Below are 1534 nucleotides of genomic sequence, written 5' to 3'. Positions count from 1 at the left end.
CGCCTTGCGGCTGACCCCATCAATTAACCTTCCAGCACCGGGCAGGCGTCACACCCTATACGTCCACTTTCGTGTTTGCAGAGTGCTGTGTTTTTGATAAACAGTCGCAGCGGCCTGGTTACTGCGACCCTCTTCAGCTATAGCTCGCACGAGCCACCAAAAAGGGTGCACCTTCTCCCGAAGTTACGGTGCCATGTTGCCTAGTTCCTTCACCCGAGTTCTCTCAAGCGCCTGAGAATTCTCATCCTACCCACCTGTGTCGGTTTACGGTACGGTCTGCGTAAGCTGAAGCTTAGGAGCTTTTCCTGGAAGCGTGGTATCAGTGACTTCGCCATAAAGGCTCGTCTCGGTGCTCGGTCTTAAAGGATCCCGGATTTGCCAAAGATCCAAACCTACCGCCTTTCCCCAGGACAACCAACGCCTGGTACACCTAACCTTCTCCGTCCCTCCATCGCACTTACGCGAGGTGCAGGAATATTAACCTGCTTCCCATCGACTACGACTTTCGTCCTCGCCTTAGGGGCCGACTCACCCTGCGCCGATTAACGTTGCGCAAGGAAACCTTGGGCTTTCGGCGTGCGGGTTTTTCACCCGCATTATCGTTACTCATGTCAGCATTCGCACTTCCGATACCTCCAGCAGACTTCTCAATCCACCTTCAACGGCTTACGGAACGCTCCTCTACCGCGCATAACAAAGTTATGCACCCCAAGCTTCGGTTCTGTGCTTAGCCCCGTTAAATCTTCCCCGCAGACCGACTCGACCAGTGAGCTATTACGCTTTCTTTAAAGGGTGGCTGCTTCTAAGCCAACCTCCTGGCTGTCTGTGCCTTTCCACATGGTTTTCCACTTAGCACAAAATTTGGGACCTTAGCTGTGGGTCTGGGTTGTTTCCCTTTTCACGACGGACGTTAGCACCCGCCGTGTGTCTCCCATACAGTCCGTCTCGGTATTCGGAGTTTGCAATGGTTTGGTAAGTCGCGATGACCCCCTAGCCATAACAGTGCTCTACCCCCGAGAGGATACATATGAGGCGCTACCTAAATAGCTTTCGAGGAGAACCAGCTATCTCCGGGTTCGATTAGCTTTTCACTCCTAATCACACCTCATCCCCTACCTTTGCAACGGGAGTGGGTTCGGGCCTCCAGTGCGTGTTACCGCACCTTCACCCTGGGCATGACTAGATCACCCGGTTTCGGGTCTACTGCCCGCGACTATGCGCCCTTATCAGACTCGGTTTCCCTTCGCCTCCCCTATACGGTTAAGCTTGCCACGAACAGTAAGTCGCTGACCCATTATACAAAAGGTACGCAGTCACTCCTTGCGGAGCTCCTACTGCTTGTACGCACACGGTTTCAGGTTCTATTTCACTCCCCTCTCCGGGGTTCTTTTCGCCTTTCCCTCACGGTACTGGTTCACTATCGGTCGGTCAGTAGTATTTAGCCTTGGAGGATGGTCCCCCCATGTTCAGACAGGGTTTCACGTGCCCCGCCCTACTCGTCTTCACTGAAATGGCCCTTTCAGATACAGGGCTA

1 rRNA gene is annotated in these 1534 nt (G+C 53.7%); it reads right to left on the bottom strand.

From position 1 onward, the window contains the following. Window positions 1-1534, bottom strand: a 23S ribosomal RNA gene (locus ABZ898_RS29600); the annotation flags it as partial.

Source organism: Streptomyces sp. NPDC046860 (assembly GCF_040645115.1).
GTDB lineage: Bacteria > Actinomycetota > Actinomycetes > Streptomycetales > Streptomycetaceae > Streptomyces.
The sequence above is the reverse complement of the archived record's forward strand: the minus strand, read 5'-3'. Positions and strand labels throughout refer to the sequence as shown.